Origin of the sequence: Puniceibacterium antarcticum, assembly GCF_002760615.1 — a bacterium.
Lineage (GTDB): Bacteria > Pseudomonadota > Alphaproteobacteria > Rhodobacterales > Rhodobacteraceae > Puniceibacterium > Puniceibacterium antarcticum.
Genome location: NZ_AWWI01000150.1, coordinates 1 through 812 on the forward strand (window position 1 = coordinate 1; position 812 = coordinate 812).

Annotated in this window: 2 protein-coding genes; both read right to left on the reverse strand. The window is 59.4% G+C overall.

Features of this window, described 5'->3' with window-relative positions; genetic code table 11:
- The coding region (locus tag P775_RS21705; RefSeq protein WP_143520966.1) for a recombinase family protein at positions 1-602 on the reverse strand (602 nt) is incomplete at its 3' end.
- Positions 583-812: hypothetical protein (locus tag P775_RS21710; protein ID WP_218967747.1), on the reverse strand; the 230-nt coding region annotated here is incomplete at its 5' end. The genes P775_RS21710 and P775_RS21705, both read right to left, overlap by 20 nt.

The window sequence follows — 812 nt, forward strand, 5'->3', positions numbered from 1 at the left end:
CCGCAACAACCCCGGCAACAGCGCCTCACCTTTGCGGATTGCTCCACGCGCGCCATAGCCGCTTCGATGCGATTGTCATCGGTCTTGACGTAGCCGACGGCCAGAGTTGTCAGCAATTCACCCCGGCGGGTCTTTTGCTTGATGGCCTCTGCCGAGCGTTGCCGGAAGACCGACACTTCCATCTCGCTCATCGTGCCTTTCATGCCCAGAAGCAGGCGGTCATTGATCAGACGCGGGTCGTACAAGCCGTCTTCGTCCACGATCAGCGTTCCCACCACAGCGCAAAATTCCAGCAGGCTGTGCCAATCGCGCCCGTTGCGGGCCAACCGGGAGGCTTCAAGCGAAAATACAGCGCCAACCTGGCCCTCACAAATCGCGGCAAGTAATTTCTGAAATCCCGGGCGCTCTGTGCCCCCGCCACCCGATTTGCCAAGATCTTCGTCAATGACCTCGACCATTTCCCACCCCAGCTGGCGCGCCCGCTCGGCCAGCCCATATTGCCGACGTTGGCTCTCCAGGTTGTTGGCCACCTGATAGGTGGAAGACTGCCGGATATAGATATAGGCGCTGCGGCCCAGATGCTCAGCCGTGATCTTGCTCATTGCCGACCTCCTTTCCCTTCTGAGACGGATTGGATAGACCCGGCGCGCTCACTGCCTGCTGCAGCAGCTCCCGAAGAAGCATTATGGCCATCTGACGATCGGCCGGGCTCCAGTGAACCGTTGGCGCCAGATAGGAAAACAGATCGGGTTGATGGGGTTGTGGCATCGACATCTCCTGTGCTGACCAATTCGTCCTCACGGGAGTGTAAA